Source organism: Georgenia sp. 311, assembly GCF_006151955.1.
In the GTDB taxonomy this organism is placed as follows: domain Bacteria; phylum Actinomycetota; class Actinomycetes; order Actinomycetales; family Actinomycetaceae; genus Oceanitalea; species Oceanitalea wutianyii.
Window position 1 is genome coordinate 64,695 of the sequence record NZ_VDFS01000060.1, and the last position, 6,522, is coordinate 71,216.

Sequence of the window (6,522 nt, forward strand, 5' to 3'; positions counted from 1 at the left end):
GCGGGTCGCCACCGACGTGCTCGTCGCCCTTGCCCGCCCAGTAGGCGGCCTCGATGCGCTCACCGATGCTCTGGTCGACGTTCTTCCAGTACTGGAAGGCGTTGGACAGGACCGGCTCCTGCACCCCGCCGAGGAGCGAGCCGGTGACGGTCCGGACGAGCTGCTCACGCTGCGCGTCGTCGAACACCTCGCGGACGAGGGTGCCGGCCTGGCCGAAGTCGTCGTCCTCGGAGTGCAGCGCGTAGGCGCTGCGGACCATGTCGCCGTCGGCCTCCCAGCCGTCCTCGACCGGGCCGGTCTGGTCGGCGTAGGGACGGCCGTAGGAGTTCGGCGCGTACACGGGGGCGGTGCCCGAGTGGGTGAACGTCATGTTGCCGTCGATGAGGTAGTCGTTGGTCTCGACGATCGGCCTGTTCACCGGGAGCTGGTGGTAGTTCGTCCCGATGCGGGCGCGCTGGGCGTCGGCGTAGGAGAACACGCGGCCGAGGAGCATCTTGTCGGGCGAGACCCCGATGCCCGGGACGGTGTTCGACGGCGCGAAGGCGGCCTGCTCGATCTCCGCGAAGAAGTTCTGCGGGTTGCGGTTGAGCTCCATCGTGCCGACCTTGATGAGCGGGTAGTCCGCGTGCGGCCACACCTTGGTGAGGTCGAAGGGGTTGAACCGGTAGGTCTTCGCGTCCGCGTACGGCATGACCTGGACCGACAGCGTCCACGAGGGGTTCTCGCCGCGCTCGATCGCCTCGTAGAGGTCGCGACGGTGGTAGTCGGCGTCCGAGCCGGCCAGCGCCTCGGCCTCCTCGTTGCTGAGGAACTCCATGCCCTGGTCGGTGTGGAAGTGGTACTTCACCCAGAAACGCTCACCCTGGGCGTTGACCCACATGTAGGTGTGCGAGCCGTAGCCGTTCATGTGGCGCCACGTGCGGGGCAGGCCGCGCACACCCATGAGGTAGGTGACCTGGTGGGCCGACTCCGGGTTCTGCGTCCAGAAGTCCCACTGCATGGTGTTGTCGCGCAGGCCGGAGCCCGGCAGACGCTTCTGCGAGCGGATGAAGTGGGGGAACTTCATCGGGTCGCGCAGGAAGAAGACGGGGGTGTTGTTGCCGACGAGGTCGTAGTTGCCCTCGGAGGTGTAGAACTTCAGCGAGAAGCCGCGGACGTCGCGCCACGTGTCGGGCGAGCCCTGCTCACCGGCGACGGTCGAGAAGCGGGCGAGCATCTCGGTCTTGGCACCCGGCTGGAAGAGGGCGGCCTTGGTGTAGCGGCTGACGTCCTCGGTGGTGGTGAAGGTGCCGAACGCGCCGGCGCCCTTGGCGTGCGGGTTGCGCTCCGGCACGCGCTCGCGGTTGAAGTGCGCGAGCGTCTCGACGAGGCGGACGTCGTGGAGCAGCAGCGGGCCGTTGCTGCCCAGGGACAGCGAGTTGCGGTCCGAGGCGTTCGGCATGCCGAAGCCCGTCGTCGAACCCGTGGGCTGGGGGCCGGGGGCGTTCTGGGTCATGGTGTCTCCTTCTGCGATACGAATGGTGCTGCTGCCGTCAGCGGCAGGTGGGGCACGTCCCCCAGTAGAGGACCTCGGCGGTGTCGACCGTGAACCCGTGGTCGGTACTGGGGGTCAGGCACGGGGCGTGCCCGACGGCGCACGGCACGTCGCCGATGTCGCCGCAGGACCGGCACACCACGTGGTGGTGGTTGTCCCCCCGGTTGAGCTCGTAGCGGCCGGGTGAGCCCTCGGGCTCGATCCGCCGCAGGAGCCGCGCGTCGGTGAGCGCGTGCAGGACGTCGTAGACGGCCTGCGTCGACACCGTGCCCAGGCGCTCGTGCACCCCGCGCCGGACGTCGTCCGCCGTGGCGTGCGGCTGGGCCGCGACCTCCGCGAGCACGGCGAGCCGCGGCGCGGTGACCCGGAGGTCGGCGGCGCGGAGCAGCTCGGCGTGGTCTGTGGGCATGTGTCGACCATAGGGTCTTTTCTGGAATAGGTCAAGATTTTGAACGACTCCGGTCAGTGCCCGCACCCCGGTCGTGGGACGGGCGACGGCGGGCCTTCTGCCATCATTCGGCGATGAGCACGACGAGTGGCGCCTACCCGGACGGCCCCGCCGACCCCTCGGTCATCGTCCGTCCCGCCCTGCCGGCCGACGCCCGCCGCATCTACGACCTCGTCACCCCCTACGCGCAGGAGCGCATCCTCATCGCCAAGGAGCTCATCAGCTACTTCGAGGCGATCCAGGAGTTCCTCGTCGCGGAGCTCCCGGGGGAGGACGGCACGTGGGAGGTCGTCGGGTGCGGCGCCCTGCACGTCATGTGGGACGACATCGCCGAGGTCCGCACGCTCGCCGTCTCCCAGGAGCACCAGCGGCGCGGGGTGGGCCGCCACGTGCTCAGCGCTCTCCTCGAGCGGGCGAGGATCCTGGGGCTGCGGCGGGTCTTCTGCCTCACCTTCGAGGTCGACTTCTTCCAGCAGCTGGGGTTCCGGGTCATCGAGGGCACCCCGGTGGGGACCGACGTCTTCGCCCAGATGCTGCGCTCCCACGACGACGGCATCGCCGAGTTCCTCGACCTCGCCCGGGTCAAGCCCAACACCCTGGGCAACTCCCGGATGCTCCTCGAGCTCGACTAGCCCGACCCGGCCTCGCGCAGGGTGAGGACGAGGTCGGCCCTGTCCCGCACCGCGCGCACGAGCGCGGCATTCGGCTCGTCGGTGCCCAGCGTCCACGCGGCGGCGGCCCGCGGGTCCATCCCGTGGGCCTCGTGCCGTGCCCGCAACCGGCGCCGCCGCTCCTCGTCCTCGAGGTCGACGTACCAGGTGGCGTCGAGGTGGGCCGCGGCCGCCCGCCAGGCCGGGTCGTCGAGCAGGAGGTAGTTGCCCTCCGTCACCACGAGCCGCACCTCGGGCCCGACGGGGATGCCCGCCGCGACCGGCTCGTCCAGCGTGCGGTCGAAGTCCGGTGCGTAGACGGTGCCCTCCCGGGGGTCGCGCAGCCGGGCGAGCAGGTGGGCGTAGCCGGCGGCGTCGAAGGTGTCCGGGGCGCCCTTGCGGCCGCGCCGGCCGAGCGCGTGGAGCACCGCGTTGCTCAGGTGGAAGCCGTCCATCGGGACGAGCGCGGCCTGGGGGGCCAGCGCCGCGACGAGCTCGGCGGCCAGGGTCGACTTCCCCGCGCCGGGTGGCCCGGCGAGCCCGAGGACCCGGCGGCCCTCGCCCGCGAGCATCGCCCGGGCGCGCGCGACGAGCGTGGGCACGTCCGCGGACAGGACGACGGGACGGGTCGGAGCCGGTACGGACATGGCCGGGCGCGGTCAGCGCGCCTGCGCCAGCCGCCGGCGGACGAGGACGACGACGAGGGTGAGCTGGGCGGACACGACACCGAGGGCGAGGGTGAGCACCGCCGTCGCCGGCTCGACGACGGTCCACGCCGCGACCGCGACGACGCACCACACGAGCACCGCCAGCTGGACCCGGTGCAGGCGCGCCGACGTCACCGTGAGGGTCTGCGCGGGGGGACGGCCGGCGAGCACGCCCCGCAGCCCCAGTGCGCCGACGACCGCCCCGACGATCGCGAGGAGCTGCCCGCCGCCGAGGACGGACACCGCCGGGCCGACGAGCGTCGGGTCCGAGCCGCTGAGGGCGAGGATCGCGGCGGCGACGACCGCCAGGCCGAGGCAGGCGGCGCCGCACGCCACGACCGCGTCACGCAGGGCGCGGATCGCGCGGGCGACGAGGACGTCCTGGGGTACCGAGGGGCTCTCCACACCCGAAACCCTACGGTGGCCAGGACCCTGCCCGGCGCGGTGGGCGGGTGCGACGGGCCACAGGGTCAGGACGGCAGGGCGTAACGGCCGGGGGCGGGCTGCCCGACGAGGCCGTCGGCGAGGAGTCCGGCGAGGGCGCGCTGCGGCTGCTGCGGGTCGGCGGCCGTCAGCCCGGCGAGCAGCTCCTCCTCGGCCAGGCTCGCCCCGTCCGGCAGCGCGCGCAGGCGCGCCATGACCCGGCCTCGTGCCTGGCGGTCGGTGCCGTGCCAGGCCTGGGTGCGGCGCCGTGGGGCGTCGGCGTCCGGCGGGGAGCCGGCCAGGCGCCACCGGCAGCGGTCGGCCAGCGGGCACTGCGGGCACCGCGGTGAGCGCGCGGTGCACACGAGCGCGCCGAGCTCCATGACCCCCTCGTTCCACCGCACCGCCAGCGCCGGGTCGGCGGGCAGCAGACCGGCGGCGTGGGCGCGCTCGGCGACGGTGAGTGCGGGCGGCGGCAGCGCCCGCCCCTCCGACACCCGGGTGAGCACGCGCCGGACGTTCGTGTCCAGGACGAGGGCCCGTCGGCCGTGGGCGAAGCTCGCGACGGCCGCCGCCGTGTAGTCCCCCACTCCGGGCAGCGAGCGCAGCTCCTCCTCACCCTCCGGCACCTCCCCGGCGAAGCGGCCGGCGACGGCGGCGGCGCACTCGCGCAGCCGCAGGGCCCGCCGGGGGTAGCCCAGACCGTGCCAGGCACGCAGGACGTCGGCCGGGGAGGCGGCGGCGAGGTCGGCGGGCCGCGGCCAGCGCTCCATCCACTGCTCCCACACCGGGGCGACCCGGGCGACCGGGGTCTGCTGGGACATGACCTCGCTGACGAGCACGCCCCACGGCGTCGTGCCGGGCCGGCGCCACGGCAGGTCGCGGGCATGGCGGGCATACCAGGCGGCGACGGTGGTGTGGAGGTCGTGCATCGTGCCCAAGTCTGCCTCCTCCCGGCGAGCCGTCGCCGCCAGGGCGCCGGGCGTGCCTACCGTCGTGGCGTGAGCAGCTCGACAGGTCCCCGCCGCCGCCACCCTCCGTCGGTCTACTGGCGCCGCAGGGCCGTGGCCCTGCTCGTGCTCCTCCTCCTCGTCGGCGGCATCGTGTGGGGCGTCAGCGCCCTGCTCGGCCGGGACGCCGGTGCGGCCCCGCCCTCCTCGGGCGAGGGGACGCCGGAAGCGCAGGAGCAGCCCACCGAGGCGCCCACGACCCCCGCGCCGACCCCCGAGCCCACCACGGGCGGCGTCGCCGCGTGCGACGCGGGCACCGTGGAGGCGCGCGTCGCGCTGGAGCCCGCCGCGCTCGCCGTCGGCTCGGGCACGACCTTCCAGGTGACCGTGCGCAACGCCGGCCAGGGCCCGTGCCTGCTCGACGCCGGGCCGCGCGCGCTCGTCGCGACGGTCGTCTCCGGCGCGGACCAGGTGTGGACCTCGGCGCAGTGCGCGGGGGACGCGACCAACGAGCTCCTCCTGGACGCCGGGGCCGAGGCACCGGTGAGCCTGGCCTGGGACGGTCGACGCTCCGCCGAGGGGTGCCCGGCCGACCAGCCGTTCGCGGGAGCCGGGACCTACCGGGTGGGCCTCACCCTCGGTGGCCAGCCCGTGGGCGGCGAGCCGGTCGTCTTCACGATCGGCTGAGCCGGGTCAGACGTAGCGCTCGAGGATCGAGGACTCGGCGAGCCGGGACAGGCCCTCGCGCACCGACCGCGCTCGCTGCGGGCCGACGCCGTCCACCTGCTGGAGGTCGTCGGTGCTCGCCGCGAGCAGCTTCTGCAGCGGCCCGAGGTGCTCGACGAGGGCGGTGACGACCGAGGCGGGCAGGCGGGGGATGCGGGAGAGCATCCGGTAGCCCCGCGGGCTCAGCGGGTCGTCGAGGGACTGGCCGTCCGGCCCGCCGACGCCCAGGGCGCGCGCGATCGCCGACATCTCGATGAGCTCGGTCGAGGTGAGCGCCGCGAGCCGGGCGAGGACCCCGGCGACGCCGTCTCCGGCGCGGGCGCTGTAGTCCCGGATGATGTACTCGCGGTCCGGTGCCAGGCCCCCGATGAGCTCGTCGAGCTGGAGGGACAGCAGGCGTCCGTCGGCCCCGAGCTCGACGACGTAGCCGTCGATCTCCGCCGAGATCCGCGAGACCATCTCCAGGCGCTGGACGACGGTCGTGACGTCGCGGACGGTGACGAGGTCCTCGATCTCCAGCGCCGCCAGCGTGCCGGAGACCTCGTCGAGGCGGGCCTTGTACCGCTCGAGGGTGGCCAGGGCCTGGTTGGCGCGGGACAGGATGGCGCTGGAGTCCTCGACGACGTGGCGCACGCCGGCCACGTACAGGGCGACGATGCGCATCGACTGGCTCACCGTGATCACCGGGAAGCCGGTCTGCTTCGCCACGCGCTCGGCCGTGCGGTGGCGCATGCCGGACTCGCTCGTCTCCACGCTCGTGTCCGGCATGAGCTGGACGTTGGCGCGCCGGATGCGTCGGCGCGGGTAGTCGACGACGACGGCGCCGTCCATCTTGGCGAGCTCGCGCAGCCGGGTGGCGGAGAACTCCACGTCGAGGTCGAAGCCGCCGGAGCACAGGCTCTCGACGACGTCGTCGTAGCCGAGGACGATGAGCGCGCCGGTCCGGCCGCGCAGGATGCGCTCCAGTCCGTCACGCAGCTCGGTGCCTGGCGCGACCGCCTGCAGCGTGGCGCGCAGCAGCGTGTCGAGCTTCTCGGCCACGTGCTCTCCTCGGGTGTCGGTGCGGGGGGCGTCGCGACGCCCC

The 6,522-nt window shown here is 74.0% G+C and carries 8 protein-coding genes; 2 read left to right on the forward strand and 6 right to left on the reverse strand.

All coding sequences use genetic code 11. The annotated features are described in order from the left end of the window. Together FHE66_RS12995 and FHE66_RS13000 are read right to left on the reverse strand one after the other, a co-directional pair. Positions 1–1,495: catalase (locus FHE66_RS12995; RefSeq protein WP_139073429.1), on the reverse strand; the 1,495-nt coding region annotated here is incomplete at its 3' end. Between the two features lie 37 nt (positions 1,496–1,532). Further along, entirely contained in the window at positions 1,533–1,943 is a 411-nt protein-coding gene (locus FHE66_RS13000; RefSeq protein WP_139073393.1) for a Fur family transcriptional regulator, read from the reverse strand. Between the two features lie 113 nt (positions 1,944–2,056). Between FHE66_RS13000 and FHE66_RS13005 the strand changes: the two genes are divergently transcribed. After that, complete coding sequence (locus tag FHE66_RS13005; protein ID WP_139073394.1) at positions 2,057–2,614, forward strand: amino-acid N-acetyltransferase; 558 nt, start codon at positions 2,057–2,059, stop codon at positions 2,612–2,614. On the opposite strand, the gene FHE66_RS13010 is transcribed toward FHE66_RS13005, so the two are convergent. From FHE66_RS13010 to FHE66_RS13020, 3 genes are all read right to left on the reverse strand, one after another. Continuing rightward, positions 2,611–3,279 carry a nucleoside/nucleotide kinase family protein gene (locus FHE66_RS13010; protein ID WP_139073395.1) on the reverse strand — a complete coding sequence of 223 codons (669 nt, stop codon included), beginning with the start codon at positions 3,277–3,279 and terminating at the stop codon, positions 2,611–2,613. The genes FHE66_RS13005 and FHE66_RS13010 overlap by 4 nt on opposite strands. Positions 3,280–3,291: 12 nt before the next feature. Then, a complete protein-coding gene (locus tag FHE66_RS13015) occupies positions 3,292–3,744 on the reverse strand; it encodes a hypothetical protein (RefSeq protein ID WP_139073396.1) in 453 nt (150 codons plus the stop codon). Between the two features lie 65 nt (positions 3,745–3,809). Continuing rightward, the gene (locus FHE66_RS13020) at positions 3,810–4,694 is read right to left on the reverse strand and encodes an A/G-specific adenine glycosylase (protein WP_139073397.1); all 885 of its coding nucleotides are present in this window, start codon (positions 4,692–4,694) and stop codon (positions 3,810–3,812) included. A gap of 69 nt (positions 4,695–4,763) precedes the next feature. Between FHE66_RS13020 and FHE66_RS13025 the strand changes: the two genes are divergently transcribed. Continuing rightward, positions 4,764–5,399 carry a hypothetical protein gene (locus FHE66_RS13025; RefSeq protein ID WP_139073398.1) on the forward strand — a complete coding sequence of 212 codons (636 nt, stop codon included), beginning with the start codon at positions 4,764–4,766 and terminating at the stop codon, positions 5,397–5,399. A 6-nt stretch (positions 5,400–5,405) separates the two neighbouring features. Here FHE66_RS13025 and disA read toward each other — a convergent pair whose 3' ends face one another. Beyond that, on the reverse strand, positions 5,406–6,479 hold the full coding sequence (gene disA / locus FHE66_RS15630) for a DNA integrity scanning diadenylate cyclase DisA (protein ID WP_139949063.1): 1,074 nt from the start codon (positions 6,477–6,479) through the stop codon (positions 5,406–5,408). Positions 6,480–6,522 lie beyond the last annotated feature (43 nt).